The following is a 19,718-nucleotide window of genomic DNA, read 5'->3' on the forward strand; positions in this document are numbered from 1 at the left end:
GCCGCTGATGCGGCCCTTTTTTTATATGACAGGATCGACCGCATCCTGAATATTGATCTTGCGGCGACGCCATGCATTAAGCGTGCGCATCGGATTAAATATGGACGAGATGTAGTAAATACCCTTGAAGACATACAAGGACGGCCAGATTGCCTTGTTGTGAAAAATATCGCCCGCCAGCACTGACATGACTGCCGCTTTCGCCTGCAGAAAATTGCGCGGCTCGACAAACAGCGCGCGCATTGCGGGATTGGTCACACGATAAATGAACCAGCAGAAAATCGAAGGACCACGGCGCATATGACGATCAAATTTGGCCAGCGCACGCGGCGCATTGGCCGGATCGCGCAAGAAGGTAGTGACTGCTTCAGTACCTACAAAGGCGCTTTGCATCGCCAGGAAAACACCGGATGAAAACACCGGATCGACAAAGGCAAACGCGTCGCCAAGCAACATGCAGCGATTGTCGTAGCTCTTGCTGCTGGTGTACGAATAATTTCCCGTCGCTTCAACGGGACCCACGCGCACCGCATCCTTCATGCGCATCGCCAGCTTAGGCGCGAGCGCAATCGTATCCATCAGAAATTGCTCGACACTGACCTTGCGCGAAGCAAGATAGGCGGGCCAGCATACGGCGCCAACACTGGTTGTGCCATCCGCCAACGGAATGAACCAGAACCATCCGTGCTCGAACCAGAACAGGCTGATATCGCCTTCACGTTTGCCTTCCAGCCGTTCGACATTAGTAAAGTGGCTGTAAATCGCCGAACTGTTGTGCTTCTTGTTCTTCTGTTTGCTTTTCAGTTTGTTTGCCAGAAAAGTGTCGCGGCCTGACGCATCTATCACGTAATCGGCTACATATTCCTGCATGCTGCCGTCGTCACACTGCGCCTTGATGCTGACATTGTCCTTGTGGAATTCGACATCCCGCACGCGGCAGCCCTCAACGACATCCGCACCCTTGGCTTTGGCATTTTTTATCAGAATGTGATCGAAGTCGGCGCGTCGTACCTGATAGGCATACGGCATGGATTTGTCCCATGCTTCGGCGAATTCGATATTGGTGCGGACGTCGTGTTCGAGCGCATTGAATTCCACGCCCCACTTCGGCATGCCGATTGCAGCGACCTGCTCGCTCAAACCCATTTTTTCCAGCAGCGGCATGTTTGCCGGCAACAGCGATTCACCGATATGAAAACGTGGATGTACCGCTTTTTCCAGCAGGCTGACCTTGAAACCTTTTTCAACCAGCAATGCAGCGGCGGTAGAACCAGCTGGCCCGCCGCCGATGATGACGATGTCGGTCTTGATACGCGCGGCGTTGCTGGTCAAGGTATCAGTGCTGGTCATAAAATATCCATCCAAAGCGGGTTAGTGAAACAAATAACTATTTTATAAATAGCAGAATTGCTGGGTTACTCACATCTAGGTAACACGGAGCGATCAAGAAATGAGGCCCACAGTCTTTGCCAAGGCTGCCATTCATGACCACCATCCGTGGTCGTGACTCTTTCCGCCGGCAACACCTTCGCGATAATCTGGTTACTACCTGCAAAACGATCTTCGGTACCGTATCCAATGTACAGCGGCGGTCTATCAGGTTTGCCTGCATAGACTGGATCGCTATAGCCTTTGATCCAAGACCATAGCAGGCGATCGTAATCGGCAGCAGGGATGTCACCGACCTTCCAATCGGCGAGACCAGTCTTGGCGATTTCCGCAATCAGGCTGCGATTTCCCAAAAACGGCGCCATCAGAAACATGCCGTCTATGTCAGCACCATGTTCTTTCGCATACAGCAGCGAACCGTAGCCACCAAGAGAAATACCGGTCATCCATATCTGCCGATAACCTTTTTTACGCGCTGGGGCAACGATGTCGTCGTGCAAACGCTGCACCACCAATCCCTCCGGATAGTAGCCCATATGTGTATCGGCAATCACTAGGTCGGCGGCAATCTGCCGTTCACGTAATGCCCGTACGAATCCTTGCTTCACAAAATCAGCAGGCGTGTCGTATGCACCGGGCAATAAAACTATTAATACCTCGGCTGGCGCTTTACAAGACGCGGCATCCTCAATAACATCCAGCTTGCTTTTAACGATCCCTGTAGACATGCACGCAGTAAGAAGTAGAGATGAGAGACAAGCTGCTAAGCTGACATTTTTCATTGGTTTTTATTATACAAGGCAACAATAATCGCAAGGTCGTGTCTAACCAAAATTGCCGACCGCATAAACATCTTTGCAACATACTTTTATCCGCAACCAACCGTGAGACATCATTTGCATGCTTAAGGTCTCCTACTGCAACACATCCGCACAATTGCCGCACGATCTTTCCGGCGTATTGGGCACGCTTTGCTTTGTCCCTGACATTCCTGAAGCCTTGATTGCTTCAGGCACCGCCATGCAAATCATGATGCCGGTACTGGATGGACAGACCCATCTATTTGAAATGTTTCATGCCGACAATGCGCTCACCACACAAGTCGAAGGCGATATTTGCTATCGCTTCAATGAACATCTTTTGTTCGGTGTCGTTACGCTCGACGAAGCCCGCTTTGCCAGCTCTGCTGAAAGTTCGCCACTGCAGGCTGCCAGCCGGTCTGCCTACGAACAAATCTTCGCCCTGCTGGACTCGCATGATTTTCCGTTTGTACTGCGCTTCTGGAATTACATGGCGGACATCAATAGCGTGAGTCATGAGCTGGAACGTTATCGCCAATTCAATCTGGGACGCCAGCAGGCATTTTCCGCCAAGGAAAAAGAACGCGCAGGCAACGTTCCGGCAGCTTGCGCGCTGGGTGCCAGCAAGGGACCGCTGACGATTGCTTTCCTGGCTGGACGTACGCCTTCACTGCCAATCGAGAATCCGCGACAAGTCAGTGCCTACGATTACCCTGTGCAATACGGGCCGCGCAGCCCACTATTTTCGCGCGCAAGTGTGGCACCGCTGGGAGATGCGAGTCTGTTTTTCCTGTCAGGCACGGCGAGTATCGTCGGCCATGAGACTTTGCATCCAAATGATGTCGCCGCTCAAACAGAAGAATCCCTCACCAACGTGGAAGCCGTACTGGATGAGGCATGCCGAAAAACCGGCAAGCAGTTTGAACTGGCTAGCCTCGATTACATCGTCTACATCCGCCATCCTACGGATCTGCCCGCAATCAAAAATATTATGGAGCGCCGCATTGGCCCGAATTTAAAAGCGGCGTACGTGCAGGCTGATATTTGTCGATCAGATCTGTTGGTAGAAATTGAAGGATCGGCAGAGCTGAGCTAAACCTTCCTTCTTGCTTCAGATGTAAAAAAAGCCGGTGAACATAAAATTCACCGGCTTTTTTGCGCTTTTAAAACGCACATTTCAATTATTGAAAGCCGCGTTCAGTTTTGTCGTATTCAATTACGGTCAGGCCGCTGCCATCATTCACGCCTATCGCATACGCACCCGCGCCACCGGAGAAAGTCAGGCGACCCACGCCCTTGTAATAAAAGATCGTTTCATAGCGGCCCGATCCAAAATAGAAAGGGATCCAGGCTTTGCCTGTGATGTGTGAATTGGTATCGGTCGGGGTACCGGCAATACTGATGACTTCGTTCAAGCCCATGCCGATCTTGAGACCACTGAATTTGCCTTTGACAGGCGTGCCGATAATCTGGCCGGACCAGTCGTTGATACCTTTGACTTCTTGCGGTTTGCCGTTTGAAGCAGTGGCTGGTGCTGGAGTTGGTGCCGATGCAGCTTCCTGCTGTGCTTTTTTCTCGGCTGCTGCAGCTTGCTGCGCTGCCTTGCGATCTTCCGCATCTTTTTTGGCTTGTGCCTTTGGACCAAGTTTTTTCTGTGGCGCAGCCGGCTTGGCTGGCGCCGCTACAACTGGCGCTGGGGCGGGAGTCGCCTTGACTTCGGGTGCTGGCGCGGCTTCCTTCTTCTGCATGGTTTCACAACCGGCAAGCAACACTATGACGGCCGCAACCGTGATCAGTTTTTTCATTATTCTCTCCCCTTCAATCATTTAAAAATTGGCATGTGGTCGGCATGAATACGCTGCCAGCATGCTCAAGCTGCGACAAATTTTACGCGAAGCGACTGTTGATTGACATATTCCAGATAAATATCCGCAGCCGCGGCCTGCTCCGGAAGTTGCGCCAAGACCTGCATCAACGGTAACCCGCGCGCAGCGGGAATGCCGACACGAACGTTTTCCAGCTCGCTGCTTTCCATCGTGGTCGAAGGTGTTTTTTCCAGACTGACATCGATGGCGGTGATGCTGCCTTGTGTCACATCAGGCGTCAGCAAAATGCTGATGGCGAACTGGTCAGCGACAGGGCGCACACCATGAATAGGTTCCGGATAAGGCGTATCGTAGACCACCAGCAAAACCGGCCGCTTTTCGACAGAGCACTGCACTGCGGCTTCCAGCAAACCAACGGCAAAGCCCGCGTCATAGGCACACAGGCTGGTTGATGGCAGCATCGCGCCGCTCGCAATCCCCCAATAACCCGACGGTGCGTTATGCACGGAATTATGAAAACGTGTCGGCGAAATCATGCGATCGCTGCTGGCAAGTGCTTCGCAGATGAGATGACAGTTTTCACCGTCGCCACCAGACGAGCAAAATACTGTCGTCATGCTGCTCGGATCGATGCCGGCGGCAGCCAACGCTTCGAGTCCGCTGGCCAGCGCGATCTTGACGCCGATACCGACGCGACGGCGTTCGGCACTAGGCAATACATTCAATACAGGATTGACAGTGCGCGCAGGCTGATAGGCAACTTCCTTGCGCAAAATGCTGCGCCATTCCGGCCAGTTGTTGGCACCAGGACCGATTGCACCTATCGCTTCGATATAGACCTTGACGCTCATGACACGATTCCCAACACCAGGCTGCAGTTGGAACCGCCAAAGCCGAATGAATTATTGACTGCGTAATGAATGGAGCCGGCTCGATTGGCCAGCACGTAATCGACATCCAGCGCGCTATCCACCTTGGTAGTGTTGATCCCTGCTGGCGTCACGCCGTGCTGCATCGCCATCACGCAAATGATGGCCTCGACGCCGCCCGCTGCACCCAGCGTATGGCCGGTTGCGCCCTTGGTAGAGCTGCACGCGGTGCTATTGCCGAATACAGCGTGAACCGCTTTACCCTCTGCCGCATCATTACTTGGTGTAGCAGTGCCATGCAGATTGATATAGCCAATCTGATCCGGCTGAATCCCGGCCGCAGCAAGCGCCGCCTTCATGGCCATTTGTGCGCCCATGCCTTCCGGATGCGGCGATGACATGTGATGCGCATCGCTGGATTCGCCGACGCCGTGCAACAGGATCGTACCGGCAGCCGACAACGATGTTGGCTTGCTCAGCAAAACGAAGGCCGCGCCCTCAGCAATCGATATGCCATTGCGTCCTTCGCCATACGGTTGCGCTGGCGTCGGTGCCAGCAATTGCAGGGAATTGAAACCGTAAAGCGTCGTCAGACACAAGCTGTCCACACCACCCACGACCGCGGCATCGATCAATCCGGCTTCTATCATGCGAGCAGCATTGCCGAATACCTTGGCACTGGAAGAACATGCCGATGAAACCGTCAACGCCGGACCGGTCAGGCCAAGAAAGGCACTGACATAGGCTGCGACAGAATAAGTATTATGTGTTTCGGCGTAATGAAAATCGGCTGGCAGCGCGCCATCCTGCTGACGCTGTCGATATGCCAGCTCCGTCTGCAAGATGCCAGAGGTACTGGTGCCGAGAAAAAGACCAACCCGATCCGAACCGTACTGTGCGATGGCATCGTTGACAGCATCGACAAAACCATCCTGCTGCAAGGCTAGATGGGCAAGGCGGTTATTACGGCAATCGAATCTCGACAAGTTTTTCGGCAGGAGCACATCGTCCACGCCATCCACTTCGCCGATGAAAGTGGGCAAGTCGACTGTCTCGAAATCGCAAGGCTTTAATCCTCCCTGCTGAGTCGATAATTTCTTCCAGTTAGCCTCCAGGCCCAAACCCAGGCAGGTGCTTAATGTGTATTTTTTTAGTTCAAGGGTTTGCATGGGATCTTATCGATTGCATGTAATTACTCAATAATTCAACGAACTCAAATTTCGGCAGCGCGATTCAACCGCGCATACCTTCTTCCAGCCTAACGAACTGCAGATTCTGTTTCGTGTATGCCGCGACCAGTTGCGGCAGCACATCCAGAATCACAGGACGGCCATCACTACCTGGTGCCGCATTGCCATCATGGAGCAGCAAAATATCCCCGGGACCGGCATTTTTCAGCAAACGCTGCGCCACTTTCTGCGCATCACCTACCCGCGTATCGAATCCACGACGGGTCCAGCTGACTAGTCGAAGGTCGAGCTGGTGTAACACTGGATCAAGAAAAGGATTTCGTAAACCGGCAGGTGCGCGGAAAAATAGCGGCTTTCTTCCTGTTACCTCTTCAATGACCTGTTGAGCGGCAGCAAGTTCCTTTTTGATGCCATTCAATCCGAGGATGGAAAAATAATGCCGGTGCACCATGCTGTGATTTTCGATGTGATGACCTTCCGCGATCATTCTGCGCGCCAGTTCTGGATGATTTTTGACCTTGGTGGCAATGCAGAAGAACGTGGCCTTTATGCCATGCTCTTTCAATACATCCAGCACCTGCGGCGTGATCTCTGGATCAGGGCCATCGTCGATGGTCAGTGCAATCTCGCGGCGCCCACCGGGCAGGCGCAGGGTATTCGGTCCCAGCAAAGTACTCTTGGGCCATAGTCCGGCTGCCGTTAACACAACGTGATTAGCAATCAGCGCTGCAATACAAACGAAAACCGTTTCTGGCCACAACAATGTCGACGCAGCTGCGCCTACATGAATGGCAGCGGATGCCTTGATAAAACTGCTGGGCTGCCACTTTGCAGGCCTGATCATGGTTGCATCGTTCACGTTATCTCTATTCAATAGGCTGCGTTGGAGAACAGCATAGGCGCCTTGCCGCCATATGGCGCCTGCAACATGTCATCGAGTACGCGCTTCAATTCCACGCCCTCTGCCGACGTGGCAAGGCCATGATGCTCGCCGCATGCGCGTGCAAGCATTGCATCCGCCAGTTGCTGCAACAAGAGGAAATTATCTGCCATGCGCTGCGCGAAACCGGCGTCATCCAGCTGATCCTTCAAGCCGCGATTCAATTCGGAAAACCAGTCGATCTCGGTCTGGTCCAGCAGCTGTGACGGATTGCGCTTCTGGCTGACCTTGCCCCATGCACGGAAAAAATTCTGCATGGCGATATTGATTTTTTGAACTTGCATCAGCGGCTTGTGCAGACGTCCCATGGTCGACACGTCGACTAGACGATTCTGGATAAACAACGGGCACATGATGCCCCAGTAATAAGCGTAATCCCACGACACCTTGTGCGGCAATACTTCAGGATCACCAAACAGCGCGTATTGATCTACATAGACCGACAGCGTGGTCTCATACATCGAAAAGAAAATTTGCTGATAAAAATCGGCATACATCGCCACCGGCGCCTTGTTGCGGTCATGCGCAATCAGTTCGGTGATGTAAGTATTACCTATCGCGATGAAGTCGCTACCGGGCGAATAGAACGGATCAAGGAACAGGCCTGCTTCGCCAGTCAATGCCCAGCGGTTATCGCCCGAGAAGACCTGCTTGCAACCATATGAAAAGCGTTTGAAGAAGGCGAAATCCTGCAGCTTGTCGCGCTCACCTTCCAGATGATCGAACAGGCGCGGCTGATGAATCTTCAGCCAGTCCATCGCCTTTTCGAAGGTATTCATGTTTTCAACTGGATGCATGGTGGCATCTGCCACGATGCCGACCGAATGCGAGCCGGATGCCAGTGGAATCAACCATACCCAGTAGCCTTCACCGACCAGGTGGTTGGTGGACAGCCAGCGATTCGGCGGATTGCAGGATTCCAACCAGTCCTTGTCTTCAGACCAATCGTGAATGTCGATGCGGCTGCCGATACGGAACCAGACCGCGCCCGCGTTATGGCCATTTTCTTGGGCCAGATCGAGTTTGCGTTTGATAAGTCCGGCGCGACCCGATGCATCAATCAACCAGCGCGCACTCGCATGCACCGTCTGTTTGTCGGATTCGTAATTGACCTGATGCAAGGCATCGCCTTCTCCGATCGAAAACTGGCGAATCACGGCGTCGTCGACAAACTGTACGCCTGCATCCAAAGCCAGATTCGCCAACTTGTTTTCAAAAATGCCGCGATCAATCTGATACGTAAACGTCGGCAGGATTTTGCTGCCGCCGAGTTCTGTGACCTTGTCGAAATCGCGACGTCCTTCGGAAAAGAAAAAACGGAAGCCGAATTTTTTCAGCTGCTCGGTTTGCATGTGCTCCTTGAGGCCGAGCACAGTATCAAAATAATGGGCGCCAATTTCGACCGATGATTCACCGACCTTGTGCGCTGCCAGTGGCACAGGATGGGAACGACGCTCGATGACGAGAATCGACAGATCGCTAAAGCGCTTCTTGAGTTGCAAGGACAGCGTCAGACCAGCCAATCCCCCACCCATGATGACGACATCATACTGCCGGGAATTGGTGATATCAGTCATCGTGCATTTCCTTGCCAAAAATCGTAAAAATTGAACCAGTTATACGGTGCGAGGCGGGCAAAATGTTCCAGCCGACCTACATACGCAATGATCGCGGCATCAATTGCCTGCTGCGAATTGCGACGCTCACCGTTTTCGTCATCGCTGAAATCGGCAATTTTCTCAATATTGATTTCATATCGATTACCGCCGCGATACATACCGACCATCAGGAACACCGGCCTGCGCATCATGGCGGCCATCCGGAACGGCCCCACTGCAAAATATGCGGTTTCACCCAAGAAGGTAATCGGGAAGTTACGTTCATGACCAAGCGTACGATCGGCCAGAATGCCGATGATGCCGCCTTCTGCCAACCTGTCCTTGACCGTCAACATGGCACTTAAGTTTCCCAAAGGGACAATTTCCTGCTGTGCTTGCGGATTAATCGCAGCCATTAGCGCACCGATCTTGCGCGCATTTTCTTCATACATCAGCAATACAAGTTTGAGCTCTTCCCGCTTGCGGGACACCAACCTGACCGCCTCAAAACTACCCATGTGAGCGCCCATGACAAAAACTCCTCCTGCACGCTCTGCATCGGTCTGGTCTTCGTAATCATCGCGCAACACTTGGATGTCGAATAAATCAGCGCGATTGAGTAGAAAATAAACACGATCCAGCAGAACACCCGCGAAAACAAGGAAGTGTTTGAATATTTCGTGCCAGCGCGGCTTGCGGCCAAGCACACGCGATAGATACGCTGCCGACGCCTTGCGCGAATCGGCGACCACAATAAAAAAATACAGTGAAATCGGATACAGCAACAGGCGCGTCGCACGTCTGCCAAACAAGGTTGCCATCTTCACCATGAAGCGCAGCAGCCCGATGGAGCCGCGCTCCTTCTTTTCAGTCCAGTCCTGCGACATAAAATTTGTTTTCCCTTGTAGTGACATTTTTACTGATATTTTCAAGCGCCGGATTATATAGACGAGAAGGTTTCAGACCTTGTTTTTGCTATTGAAATAAGCGGACACGCTTTCCTTGATCGTCGCATGCTTGAAATCGGGATTGACCCGTTTCCTGCAGAAATATTCTCCGACAAACATCAGGATAACCAGCGGCCAGTTCAGAATATTGGCAAATACCGACCATGTTTCGATCGACGCCACATAAAAAATCAGCAACGAAACCAGCAACTGCATGGCGAAGAAAATGGCCCATGCAGCAGTTACGGTACGCGTATAGCGCACCACATCATCCGGCATGTCTGGATGTATCGTACGAGCCAGAGTAGTAATGATTGGTGTACGTCCCACAAGCAACGTCTGCGCAAAAAACCAGCACAGCATCGTATTGCAGGCGATATGCTGAATCAGATAAATCCAGTCCAGCCGTACCAGCAGCGTCGACCATAATGCGATCGTGATGCACGTCAGCACCACACCTACCGTCAGTCCTGCCACCAGCCTCACCATGGCATTGCTGATGACTTGCTTCAGCGCCGCAGCCGTGCCCCAAGCGGCGATACCAATAATCGGCACCACCAGCATGAAGACAGCAATCTGCCGCCAGATGCTTTGTGCGTCCTGCACCATCAGGGCGACGTGACTCAGCGATACATAGACGATGATTGCGGCAACGAATAACAGTGTTTTTACAAACGGCATGGCTACTTCGCTTTACAAAATCATCGTTGTTGGTGAGCAGCAAAAACCTGCGTGAAAAACTGTTTGATGGCAGTTCGGCACGGGATCATCGCGCAGTCAGTTTGCGCGCAAGCAGAATCGGCAGCCGAACAAGAAAACCAAAAAATAGCCGTGTATGCATCCATGTCAGCAGCTTGTTGTCGCGCCAGTAGTTGAAGTGGGAGACGCCACCTTCATCAGCATTAAGGTACTTGACCTTGGCCGGCACATTGATGGGCTTGACGCCATACCAGCATAGGCGCACCACTGCTTCCGGATCGAAATCAAAACGTCGCATCCAGTGATGCGAACGCATGATGTCCACCAACGGTCCGATCGGGTAGACGCGAAAGCCAAACAACGAATCGCCTATGCCAGCCCAGCAGGTTTCCAGATTGGCCCACCAGTTCGAAATCTTGCGTCCCTTAACCCGCAAGCTGGGTGCGCTGGCATCGAATACCGGTACGCCGAGCACCATCGCTGCAGGACTCGCGATCGATTTTTCCATGAAGAGCGGAATCATTGTCGCGTCATGCTGGCCATCCGAATCCATCGTCAGAATATGCGTGTAACCCTGCTGTGCGGCCAGCTCCATCCCGCGCAAAACTGCCGCGCCTTTGCCGCCATTCTTCGGCAACAACACGACATGCAAACCGTCATCCTGCTCTGCCATACGCTGCAATTCAGCGGCAGATCCGTCGGTACTACCATCGACGACGACCCACACCGGATTCCACTGCTGCCTGGCCGACTGCACGGTTGCATAAACGGTACTGCCCGGGTTGTAGCTCGGGATCAGCACCAGATGCGTTGAAGAAACTTGCATGAAGAAAAATCCTGAAAATGATTAATGTTGCGCTTCAATCGATGCGCAGCAATTGGGTTCGGTGCTTGCAGGTTGTCGCGCGGTAGACAACTCTTGCTCAAAATATTCCTGCATCTCGGCGATCAGGTTTTTGACGTTCGATGTCGGGGAAAAACGTCGCCCGACGCGCACGCGAAAATGGACAGGAAATTCCGGCACCCGATAAATGGGCCAGCCCTTGCCTAAAAATCCGGAATCGGATTCGATCAATATTGTCTGAACATCGGAGCCGGTTCGCTTGGCGATCACCGCAACTGTTCCCTGGAATTCATTGACCGTTGCATTACGTGTACGCGTCCCTTCCGGAAACAGTAGCAACTGGCTGCCGATACTCAGTTCTTGTCCTGCGATATTCACGATATCGCGTATCGATTTATTCGGAATGTAACCGGCCATTTTTGCGCCATGCCCAAATAACACGTTCTTCAGAACCTGCTCTTTCATGATGCACACCACATTGGACAGACGTGACGTAATCAACAAAGCGTCCAGCAGCGAGGGATGATTACAGGCGAGGATGATGCCGCGGTCGTTCAGCAAGGCATCAATTTCGGAAAGATCCAGATGAAGGATATTCAATGACTGCAAGACACTGAAATACATGCGAAACGTATGTGTAATCGCATTGCGTGCATTCTGCTTGCGCTGATCAGACGGCAAGACCAGTGAATACAGAAGCAGTCCGATCGAACCGGCAATCATGACGGCGCCCAGCAGCAACAGTCCAAACAGAAGGATCAGGAAATTATGCGCATTCTGAAGTCGTTTTTTTAACAGGTGCATCATGTCGTGAAATTCAAAAACACTATCGGGTCTTGCTCTCGTAAAGATGCGCTAATTTCCGCGCATCGCTTTAAATCTCTTGCATCACCCTATCCGTGCAGAAGCATACCGACAGCTTGCAGATGTTAGATTGATCGAGTGAAAATTATAGCGTGAATGATCGCGATTACCTTCGCATTTCAGAGCTGCGGACGACTGTGTGTTGTGATATCCACGCTTTTGTAAAATCTGCATGGTTATGGGATTGACAAGCGAAATTGAAATAGCAATATCATGTACGAGCGCATCGCTCGATGAACTGCGTTTCATCACTTCAGCGGCGACCTTAGGAAGCAATCTGGAGACAAAAGCAAGCGCCGTGAAACAGAATGGGGCTATTGCACAACAATCCAGCGCGACACCGGCTTGCGTTCCGCCAATCTGGCCCTATCGCAAAAAAATAGGCCTATAATTCTTGCCAGAGCCCTTTCTTGTGCATCGTGTAATGAACCATTTAAGCCAGATTCTCCCTCCCAGCAATGTCGTGCTCGACTTAGATGTCTCCAGCAAAAAACGTACATTTGAGCAGGTCGGTTTGATTTTTGAAAATAATTGCGGCATCGCCCGTTCGGTCGTCTCCGAGAACCTGTTCGCGCGCGAACGTCTGGGCTCGACCGGCCTCGGTCACGGCGTTGCGGTTCCACACGGCCGTATCAAGGGATTGAAAGCGCCACTGGCAGCATTTGTTCGCCTGGCCCAACCTATCCCTTTTGAGTCACCAGACGGACAGCCGGTCAACCTGCTGATTTTTCTGCTGATCCCCGACAACGTCACGCAACAGCATCTGGAAATCCTGTCAGAACTGGCAGAAATGTTTTCCGATGAAGCTTTCCGCACCTTGCTGTCGACGACCGAAGATGCGGCTGCTGTGCATGCACGTTTGATCACTTGGCAACCTAGCCTGCAAAGTTCAAACTAAGCTGTCGCCCGGTTCGTACGGCGCGCATCTGTTTTCGTCTCTGGTTTCCGCCACTTAGTCCAAGTACTTACGCACACCATGCCATTACCGACCCCGCTCACTATCCAGCAACTCTACGACGACAACCGTGAATCGCTGCAGTTGGGTTGGTTCGCCGGATTTCCCGGTGGCGAGCGATTGATTTCCGGCGATGCGACTTCTGCCGCCGATCAGGTCGGACATTTAAATCTGATTCATCCTGGCCGTATCCAGATTTTCGGTCATCAGGAAATCGAATACTACAAACGTCTTTCTGCAGCCTCGCGCGCCTATCAAGGTGCAGAACTGGTTGCGGGAGAACCGCCAGCATTCATCATTGCGCAAGGTCTGGACACACCGGAAGACATCATGGCGATCTGTGATGAGAAAAATATTCCGCTGTTCTCGACACCGCTGCCCGCTGCGCAAGTCATCGATTACCTGCGCGTTTATCTTTCCAAAAAACTGGCGCAACGCATCACAATGCACGGCGTGTTCATGGATGTGCTCGGCGTCGGCGTATTGATCACAGGCGAATCGGGTTTGGGTAAAAGCGAACTCGGCCTCGAATTAATTTCGCGCAATCATGGTCTGGTAGCAGATGACGCAGTGGAATTTGCCCGCATTGCACCGCACATGATTGAAGGTCGTTGCCCGCCGTTGCTGCAAAATTTACTGGAAGTACGCGGCCTCGGTTTGCTCGATATCCGCACCATCTTTGGCGAAACTGCAGTCCGTCGCAAAATGCGACTCAAGCTGATCGTGCATCTGGTGCGCCGTACTACGCTGGAAGAAAATTACGAACGCTTGCCGCTCGCGCAAAGTGAAGAAATTCTCGGCCTGCCGATACGCAAAGTAGTGATTCCCGTTGAAGCCGGTCGAAATTTGGCGGTTTTGCTAGAAGCGGCGGTACGCAATACGATCTTGCAGTTACGTGGCATCGACACGCTAAAAGACTTCATGCTGCGCCAGCAAAAAGCGATGGAAAGCGACGACTAACGGTCGGCTTAAAAACCACTGTAGTCCGCGTCACCCATGTTTTTCTCTGCGACTCATCATCAACAGCTATAGTCAATTTTCTAAATTCCACAAAGCTCTTGCCGCTGTCGTGTAGCTCATCGCCGCTTGCGGTATGATTGACGCCATGCGGATTATTCTCATCACAGGCATCTCCGGCTCCGGCAAATCTGTCGGGCTCAAAGTTCTCGAAGACGCGGGTTATTTTTGCGTCGACAACCTGCCTCCAAATTTATTACGCGCGCTGGTTGCCACCTGCATACAAGAACATACCGACACGCTGGCCGTCGCAGTGGATGCGCGCAGCGCAAGTTCTCTGCTCAGTCTGCCTACAGATATCATCTGGCTGCGCGAGCAAGGTCACGAGGTAAAAGTTCTGTTCCTGACTGCAAAAACTGATTCGCTGATCGCTCGGTTTTCTGAAACACGCCGCAGTCATCCACTTTCACATCGCGTCTTTAGCCCGCAAAATACCGCTGGCCCCAGCACCTTGACCGAATGCATACGCGAAGAACGCGAAATGCTGGCCGACATCGAAGAAATTGGTCACGTCATCGACACCTCAGGCATGAGCGCCAACAAATTACGGGCATGGATCAAGGGCTTGGTAGCCAGTGAACATTCGCCGCTGACTTTGCTGTTCGAATCATTTGCTTTTAAATTTGGTGTGCCGCTCGATGCCGATCTGGTATTCGATGTGCGCGTATTACCGAATCCACATTACGACGCCACTTTACGTCCGCTGACTGGCCGCGACGCGCCAGTGCAAGCTTTTCTGCAGGCGCAAACCGATGCTACTGAATTAATCGCTGATATTCGCGGCTTTGTCGAAAAATGGCTGCCGGCCTTCAAGCAAGATAACCGCAGCTATCTGACGGTCGCGATTGGTTGCACCGGAGGTCAACATAGGTCGGTTTATATCGTTGAGCAACTCGCGCAATATTTCCGTCCGGCTGAACACGTATTGGTGCGTCATCGCGAACTCGATTGATGCAATGAAAAATCTGCGTTGTATTTACTTGTACAAGTAAATACGCAAACTCTACCTTGCTCCATTTTCATCATGCCTGAAAACGAAAACTGGCTTCCGCTGTTCCCCCTCAACACCGTCCTTTTCCCTGACGGCATACTGCCTCTCAAAATTTTTGAAACGCGCTACATAGACATGGTGCGCGATTGCATGAAAAAGGATGCGCCATTTGGCGTTGTCTTGATCAAATCGGGGCAAGAAATTGGCACGGCTGCAGAACCGGAAAACGTCGGTTGTCTGGCGGTCATTACCAACTGGGACGCGCCACAACTCGGTGTGCTGCTGTTGCGTACGCAAGGTGGCTCACGTTTTCGTATCCTAGAAATCCGTACGCACAAAGATCAACATCTGGAAGCACGCGTTGAAATATTGGACAACATCGCCAGTGGAATAAAGAAGGAACATGCGGCCTGCGCCAACACGCTGGAACTCGTGATCCACGATATCAACAACACGGGACGCGCTGAACATGGAGCGGATTTTGAAAATCCATTTGCAAAAAAATTGCAGTTGAATGATGCTGGCTGGGTCGCTAATCGGTGGAGTGAAATATTGCCGATACCGTTAAAGGCGAAGCAAAAATTACTGGAATTGGATGATCCGCAAATTCGTTTGACGATTGTGTATCAGTATCTGCAACAGCATCAGATTATCTAAAGTCTTACTCAAGCTAGATTAGATAACAGATCCGGCTCGCCTATCAGCGCAAGCAACAATTTCTTGATAGGTGCAGGCAAAGGCGCAACCGCCATTCTGCTTAATGGATACCAGTTCTGAGTAGTTTGTCCGGCGCTTTGCAAACGACGTGACAAATTAATTCGATATGGCGTGATATGCAATTTGAAGTGCGTGAAGGTATGCGAAAACTCTGTCAGTTTTTCCACTGAAGCAGGCACGCCAAATACTGCGGTTGCACGAGTCACTGCGATATCAAAATCTGCATTACCTGGTTCTAGCGCCGCATCCATTTCCGGCAAGGACAACAAACCGCCCCAAATGCCTTTGTCCGGACGCTGCTCCAGCAAGATCTGATCATCATCAATAATCAACAACATCGCTATCGATTTTTCCGGCACAGTTTTTTTCGGTTTGCGTATCGGTAGTTCGTTGGTTCTACCGGTCGCATATGCAACGCAGCGCTGCGCCAGCGGGCAGCGATTGCACGATGGTCGATTACGCGTACACAAAGTCGCGCCCAAATCCATCAAACCTTGCGTGTACGCTTCCACACCAGTTGCAGGAAGCAAGGCAACTGCGCGCAACCACATTTCATTCTCTACAGCTTTTTCACCGGGATAGCGTTCGACGCCAAACACCCGCGCAAATACGCGCTTGACGTTACCGTCCAGAATTGCCGCACGCGTGCCGTAGGAAAATGCTGCGATCGCCGCCGCAGTCGAGCGGCCAATGCCGGGCAACTCCTCAAGCACGGCAGGATCGCTGGGAAATATGCCGCCGTGTTGCGCGACAATCGCCTGCGCACATTTATGCAGATTGCGCGCGCGTGAGTAATAGCCGAGCCCGCTCCAATGCGCCATCACTTCTTCGGACGGCGCTGTAGCCAGCGATTCTACGGTCGGGAAAGTTTGCAGGAAGCGTTGGTAGTAAGGGATCACAGCCGCAACCTGCGTCTGCTGCAACATGATCTCGGACAACCAGACACGATAAGCATCGCGCGTATTTTGCCAAGGCAAGGCATGACGTCCGTGCTGCTTTTGCCAATCAATCACATCTTTTGAAAAAGATGGATCGGTTAAATTCGCTGCAAGTACATCCTTTGCAGCATCCTTTTTTACATTTGCTTTTTGATCTGAAGAACCTGCAACAGCTTGCTGCTCATTGACTACACGTTTCATCTAGGCCGCTACTTTATACAAACCCAACTGCGCCAGAATCGCAGTTTTCAATTCATTTTCCAAACGCTTCAATTCGGTTTTCTGCGCTTCGAGCTCGGCTTGCATTTGTTCAAATGCCTGTACTTTTTCTTCCAGGCTGTCGGTTGCCAGATGGATTTTTTCTATCGATTTTCGACGACGTTTCAGTTGCAGTTTATGCTCGCCGATTTGCGCTTCCAGCGGCGCCATCACTACTTTCAACCAAGCTTCGACATCGCGGTTGGCTTGCAGAAAACTTTGTTTGACGCGTGATGCGATAGAGTCGAAAAACTTTTGCATCAACACGACTTGCGGCGTGGTCAGGATGGTCGCTGCACCGAATTGCTTGTGGTACAGCTTTTCGATCATGTCGATTTCTTTCATGTATTTTTCGAGAGAAAACGGCATAGGCGTGGACAACGCCAAACCATGCTCGGTCGAAAACTTACGATACATGACAGACATCATCTCGCCGATTTCATCGGTTTTCTGCGCAGAACGATTCAGATTAGTCAGTGCTTGATGGAAGAATTCTTTTACTGCCGTACGCAAACCTGCAGAGAATCTGCTGTTTTCCATTGCGTCGCGTGTCTGGCGAATATTTTCTTTCAAAACGCCCATGCCAAGATGGGTAAATACTTCATTCGACAAACGCGTAAACACTGAACGCGTTGCCTGCAATTTAAACAGGCTGCCGTCAAATTCCGTCTTTTCCATGTCGATGCGCTTCATCATATGGTCGAGAATATTTTGATTTTTGCCACGCAAGCTTTTCAGTTCGAGCAACTGCTCGACCACATTGCGCGAGCGCGACGATAGCAAGGCTTGTTTGGAAGCGGCCAGCTCTTTGACTTCAGTAATCAACTGTTCGCGAATAATGTCCTGCTTGGCTGGCAGCAGCTCGTTGGACAAGGCACTTTCCAATGTTGGCAAACGACTCTTCGCCAATAAGGGCGCATCCAGATTGATTTTTCCGACCAGCCCTTTTTGCGCTGACACAGGGAATATCTGGCGCTCCGCGATGCCCAGCGTTTGCGCCACATTACTGACCTGCTTATTGATTTGTTCTTCAACCTCGGCCGGCGAACGCAACTCATCCCACATGCTGTCGATTTTATTCAACACAACCAAGCGACCTGCGCCTGTGCCGCCTATGTGATTGCGCCAGATTTCGATATCGCTTTTGGTCACGCCAGTATCTGCAGCGAGAATAAACAGCACCGCATGCGCGTTTGGAATCAGATTCAGAGTCAGCTCAGGTTCAGTACCGATCGCATTCAAACCAGGCGTATCGATGATGACCAAACCCTGCTGCAACAATGGATGCGGAAAATTGACGATCGCATGCCGCCATTGCGATATTTCGACCATGCCGTTTTCGTCCACGCCCATCGCCATGTCGAGATCTGTTTCGTCATACAAACCATATTGCGCCGCTTCTTCAGCCGGCACGCGTTTGGTCAGACTGACTTGTTTGAATGCTTCCAGCATGCCGTCGCCGGATGAGGTATCCAGCGGCAGCACAGTCCAGACTTGACTCTGTGATTTGAAATCACTGGTCGATTGCGCCTCGGCGCGCGTCTCGATAGGCAGCAGACGTATCGATGGCGGAAAGGTTTCGTCGTACAGCAATTCGGTCGGGCACATGGTGGTGCGGCCAGCCGACGTCGGCAAAATACGCTGGCCGTAATCGGCAAAGAAGATGGCATTGATCAGCTCTGATTTGCCGCGCGAAAATTCAGCGACAAAGGCAATCGATAATTTGTCTTCATTCAGGCGCGCCAGCATATTCATGAAGCGCTGATCGCTGGCTCCATCTGATAAATCAGTGACATTCACGCAATCGCGATAACGCAGCAGCGAATTCTTGACGTCATCGCGCCAGCTGCTGTATTGCTGAAATTTTTGCACCAGATTACTCACATGGACCTCGTTTTTGGTGTTGTTATGCAAAGCACATCGTTGGAGCCTGCCTGCTACAAAGCGACACTAGCATCTGTCTTCACTTTTGACAATTTGGACAGTAGAAGGTCGAGCGCTGGCCTTGCACGATTTGTTTAATCGGCGCATTGCAAATACGGCAAGGTTGGCCGGCACGCGCATAGGTGAAATAGTTTTGCTGGAAGTAACCAGATTGGCCGTTGACGCCTATGAAATCCTTCAGCGTACTACCGCCCTGCTCGATAGCGGCCGCCAGAATTTCGCGTATCGCCTGCGCCAAACGTTCGTAGCGTTGCAGGCCAATTCGATGCGCGGGCGTCTTCGGATTGATACGCGCCTGGAACAAACTTTCCGATGCATAAATATTTCCGACGCCGACCACAATGTCTCCCGCCAGCAACACTTGCTTGATCGCTGACGTACGGCCGCGCGTTTGCTTATACAGCCAAGCTGCGCTGAACAAGTCTTCCAGCGGCTCGACGCCCAAAGCGCGCAGCAATAGATGATTTTCTACTGCGCCCTCTTCCTTCGCATGCCACAACACTGCGCCAAAGCGGCGAGGATCGGTCAGGCGCAACACTTGATTACCGACAGCCATGTCGAAGTGATCATGCTTTTGTGACGGCACACCGGCCGGCAGTATCCGAATATGTCCGGACATGCCGAGATGAATGATCAAAGTGCCATGATCAAAATGAATCAATAGATATTTGCCGCGCCGTCCGGTAGTTCGCACCGTTTGACCAGCCAATATTTTTGACAAGTCCGCCGGGAACGGCCAGCGCAAACCTTCGCGTCGCAATTCGACGCCTGTAACCAGTTGGCCTTCCAGATGCGGCGCGACTCCACGACGGGTTACTTCAACTTCAGGTAATTCAGGCATGACGAAAAAACTTCCTTGGTAGCTCGATGGCGTCTATAGCGGCTCGTTGCAGCGCACATTCGGCAACGGTTAAGCGTAGAATAAAAACCTG

The 19,718-nt window shown here is 51.8% G+C and carries 19 protein-coding genes; 5 read left to right on the forward strand and 14 right to left on the reverse strand.

Annotation, left to right across the window (positions count from 1 at the left end):
- Positions 1-21: 21 nt before the first annotated feature.
- Complete coding sequence (locus tag Q7T66_RS08960) at positions 22-1,350, reverse strand: NAD(P)/FAD-dependent oxidoreductase (protein ID WP_304932992.1); 1,329 nt, start codon at positions 1,348-1,350, stop codon at positions 22-24.
- 65 nt (positions 1,351-1,415) lie between these two features.
- Positions 1,416-2,117 (reverse strand): alpha/beta hydrolase, encoded by a 702-nt coding sequence (locus Q7T66_RS08965; protein ID WP_304932993.1) that lies wholly within the window; start codon positions 2,115-2,117, stop codon positions 1,416-1,418.
- A 172-nt stretch (positions 2,118-2,289) separates the two neighbouring features.
- Here Q7T66_RS08965 and Q7T66_RS08970 point away from each other — a divergent pair, with 172 nt between their 5' ends.
- Positions 2,290-3,285: a hypothetical protein gene (locus Q7T66_RS08970; RefSeq protein WP_304932994.1), complete on the forward strand. Its 996-nt coding sequence runs from the start codon at positions 2,290-2,292 to the stop codon at positions 3,283-3,285.
- 85 nt (positions 3,286-3,370) lie between these two features.
- Here the strand turns inward: Q7T66_RS08970 and Q7T66_RS08975 are convergent, their stop codons facing one another.
- The 9 genes from Q7T66_RS08975 to Q7T66_RS09015 all read right to left on the reverse strand — a co-directional run bounded on the left by Q7T66_RS08975 (position 3,371) and on the right by Q7T66_RS09015 (position 11,909).
- Complete coding sequence (locus Q7T66_RS08975) at positions 3,371-3,994, reverse strand: hypothetical protein (protein ID WP_304932995.1); 624 nt, start codon at positions 3,992-3,994, stop codon at positions 3,371-3,373.
- A 65-nt stretch (positions 3,995-4,059) separates the two neighbouring features.
- Positions 4,060-4,866, reverse strand: a complete 807-nt coding sequence (locus tag Q7T66_RS08980; RefSeq protein ID WP_304932996.1) for a beta-ketoacyl synthase chain length factor — start codon at positions 4,864-4,866, stop codon at positions 4,060-4,062.
- Positions 4,863-6,053, reverse strand: coding sequence for a beta-ketoacyl-[acyl-carrier-protein] synthase family protein (locus Q7T66_RS08985; protein WP_304932997.1), 1,191 nt, complete (start codon positions 6,051-6,053; stop codon positions 4,863-4,865). Before Q7T66_RS08985 ends, Q7T66_RS08980 begins: the two co-directional genes overlap by 4 nt.
- A gap of 64 nt (positions 6,054-6,117) precedes the next feature.
- Positions 6,118-6,918 (reverse strand): polysaccharide deacetylase family protein, encoded by an 801-nt coding sequence (locus Q7T66_RS08990; RefSeq protein WP_304932998.1) that lies wholly within the window; start codon positions 6,916-6,918, stop codon positions 6,118-6,120.
- 26 nt (positions 6,919-6,944) lie between these two features.
- Positions 6,945-8,591, reverse strand: coding sequence for an NAD(P)/FAD-dependent oxidoreductase (locus Q7T66_RS08995; RefSeq protein WP_304932999.1), 1,647 nt, complete (start codon positions 8,589-8,591; stop codon positions 6,945-6,947).
- Entirely contained in the window at positions 8,588-9,499 is a 912-nt protein-coding gene (locus Q7T66_RS09000; protein WP_304933000.1) for an acyl-CoA synthetase, read from the reverse strand. The genes Q7T66_RS08995 and Q7T66_RS09000 overlap by 4 nt, the downstream gene beginning before the upstream one ends.
- Positions 9,500-9,571: 72 nt before the next feature.
- Positions 9,572-10,240 carry a hypothetical protein gene (locus tag Q7T66_RS09005; protein WP_304933001.1) on the reverse strand — a complete coding sequence of 223 codons (669 nt, stop codon included), beginning with the start codon at positions 10,238-10,240 and terminating at the stop codon, positions 9,572-9,574.
- Positions 10,241-10,325: 85 nt separating this feature from the next.
- On the reverse strand, positions 10,326-11,084 hold the full coding sequence (locus Q7T66_RS09010; protein WP_304933002.1) for a glycosyltransferase family 2 protein: 759 nt from the start codon (positions 11,082-11,084) through the stop codon (positions 10,326-10,328).
- 21 nt (positions 11,085-11,105) lie between these two features.
- Positions 11,106-11,909, reverse strand: coding sequence for a 1-acyl-sn-glycerol-3-phosphate acyltransferase (locus tag Q7T66_RS09015; RefSeq protein WP_304933003.1), 804 nt, complete (start codon positions 11,907-11,909; stop codon positions 11,106-11,108).
- Positions 11,910-12,390: 481 nt separating this feature from the next.
- Between Q7T66_RS09015 and Q7T66_RS09020 the strand changes: the two genes are divergently transcribed.
- The 4 genes from Q7T66_RS09020 (at position 12,391) to Q7T66_RS09035 (ending at position 15,586) form a co-directional block, all read left to right on the forward strand.
- Positions 12,391-12,864 carry a PTS sugar transporter subunit IIA gene (locus Q7T66_RS09020; RefSeq protein WP_304933004.1) on the forward strand — a complete coding sequence of 158 codons (474 nt, stop codon included), beginning with the start codon at positions 12,391-12,393 and terminating at the stop codon, positions 12,862-12,864.
- Between the two features lie 78 nt (positions 12,865-12,942).
- A complete protein-coding gene (gene hprK, locus Q7T66_RS09025) occupies positions 12,943-13,881 on the forward strand; it encodes an HPr(Ser) kinase/phosphatase (RefSeq protein WP_304933005.1) in 939 nt (312 codons plus the stop codon).
- 145 nt (positions 13,882-14,026) lie between these two features.
- On the forward strand, positions 14,027-14,890 hold the full coding sequence (rapZ, locus tag Q7T66_RS09030; protein WP_304933006.1) for an RNase adapter RapZ: 864 nt from the start codon (positions 14,027-14,029) through the stop codon (positions 14,888-14,890).
- A 72-nt stretch (positions 14,891-14,962) separates the two neighbouring features.
- Positions 14,963-15,586 (forward strand): LON peptidase substrate-binding domain-containing protein, encoded by a 624-nt coding sequence (locus Q7T66_RS09035; protein ID WP_304933007.1) that lies wholly within the window; start codon positions 14,963-14,965, stop codon positions 15,584-15,586.
- Between the two features lie 8 nt (positions 15,587-15,594).
- Here Q7T66_RS09035 and mutY read toward each other — a convergent pair whose 3' ends face one another.
- The 3 genes from mutY to mutM all read right to left on the reverse strand — a co-directional run bounded on the left by mutY (position 15,595) and on the right by mutM (position 19,627).
- Positions 15,595-16,785 (reverse strand): A/G-specific adenine glycosylase, encoded by a 1,191-nt coding sequence (gene mutY / locus Q7T66_RS09040; RefSeq protein WP_304933008.1) that lies wholly within the window; start codon positions 16,783-16,785, stop codon positions 15,595-15,597.
- The gene (locus tag Q7T66_RS09045) at positions 16,786-18,726 is read right to left on the reverse strand and encodes a dynamin family protein (protein WP_304933009.1); all 1,941 of its coding nucleotides are present in this window, start codon (positions 18,724-18,726) and stop codon (positions 16,786-16,788) included.
- A 79-nt stretch (positions 18,727-18,805) separates the two neighbouring features.
- Positions 18,806-19,627 carry a bifunctional DNA-formamidopyrimidine glycosylase/DNA-(apurinic or apyrimidinic site) lyase gene (gene mutM / locus Q7T66_RS09050; RefSeq protein ID WP_304933010.1) on the reverse strand — a complete coding sequence of 274 codons (822 nt, stop codon included), beginning with the start codon at positions 19,625-19,627 and terminating at the stop codon, positions 18,806-18,808.
- Between the last annotated feature and the right edge of the window lie 91 nt (positions 19,628-19,718).

The organism is Herminiimonas sp., assembly GCF_030655415.1.

Excerpts from the sequence above, each read along its gene's own strand:
- Q7T66_RS08995 (WP_304932999.1), bottom strand. The coding sequence starts at position 8,591 with ATGACTGATATCACCAATTCCCGGCAGTATGATGTCGTCATCATGGGT.
- Q7T66_RS09015 (WP_304933003.1), bottom strand. The coding sequence starts at position 11,909 with ATGATGCACCTGTTAAAAAAACGACTTCAGAATGCGCATAATTTCCTG.
- Q7T66_RS08985 (WP_304932997.1), bottom strand. The coding sequence starts at position 6,053 with ATGCAAACCCTTGAACTAAAAAAATACACATTAAGCACCTGCCTGGGT.
- Q7T66_RS09010 (WP_304933002.1), bottom strand. The coding sequence starts at position 11,084 with ATGCAAGTTTCTTCAACGCATCTGGTGCTGATCCCGAGCTACAACCCG.
- rapZ (WP_304933006.1), top strand. The coding sequence starts at position 14,027 with ATGCGGATTATTCTCATCACAGGCATCTCCGGCTCCGGCAAATCTGTC.
- mutY (WP_304933008.1), bottom strand. The coding sequence starts at position 16,785 with ATGAAACGTGTAGTCAATGAGCAGCAAGCTGTTGCAGGTTCTTCAGAT.
- hprK (WP_304933005.1), top strand. The coding sequence starts at position 12,943 with ATGCCATTACCGACCCCGCTCACTATCCAGCAACTCTACGACGACAAC.
- Q7T66_RS08975 (WP_304932995.1), bottom strand. The coding sequence starts at position 3,994 with ATGAAAAAACTGATCACGGTTGCGGCCGTCATAGTGTTGCTTGCCGGT.
- Q7T66_RS08980 (WP_304932996.1), bottom strand. The coding sequence starts at position 4,866 with ATGAGCGTCAAGGTCTATATCGAAGCGATAGGTGCAATCGGTCCTGGT.
- Q7T66_RS09035 (WP_304933007.1), top strand. The coding sequence starts at position 14,963 with ATGCCTGAAAACGAAAACTGGCTTCCGCTGTTCCCCCTCAACACCGTC.
- Q7T66_RS08970 (WP_304932994.1), top strand. The coding sequence starts at position 2,290 with ATGCTTAAGGTCTCCTACTGCAACACATCCGCACAATTGCCGCACGAT.
- Q7T66_RS08965 (WP_304932993.1), bottom strand. The coding sequence starts at position 2,117 with ATGTCTACAGGGATCGTTAAAAGCAAGCTGGATGTTATTGAGGATGCC.
- Q7T66_RS09005 (WP_304933001.1), bottom strand. The coding sequence starts at position 10,240 with ATGCCGTTTGTAAAAACACTGTTATTCGTTGCCGCAATCATCGTCTAT.
- mutM (WP_304933010.1), bottom strand. The coding sequence starts at position 19,627 with ATGCCTGAATTACCTGAAGTTGAAGTAACCCGTCGTGGAGTCGCGCCG.
- Q7T66_RS09000 (WP_304933000.1), bottom strand. The coding sequence starts at position 9,499 with ATGTCGCAGGACTGGACTGAAAAGAAGGAGCGCGGCTCCATCGGGCTG.
- Q7T66_RS08960 (WP_304932992.1), bottom strand. The coding sequence starts at position 1,350 with ATGACCAGCACTGATACCTTGACCAGCAACGCCGCGCGTATCAAGACC.
- Q7T66_RS08990 (WP_304932998.1), bottom strand. The coding sequence starts at position 6,918 with ATGATCAGGCCTGCAAAGTGGCAGCCCAGCAGTTTTATCAAGGCATCC.
- Q7T66_RS09020 (WP_304933004.1), top strand. The coding sequence starts at position 12,391 with ATGAACCATTTAAGCCAGATTCTCCCTCCCAGCAATGTCGTGCTCGAC.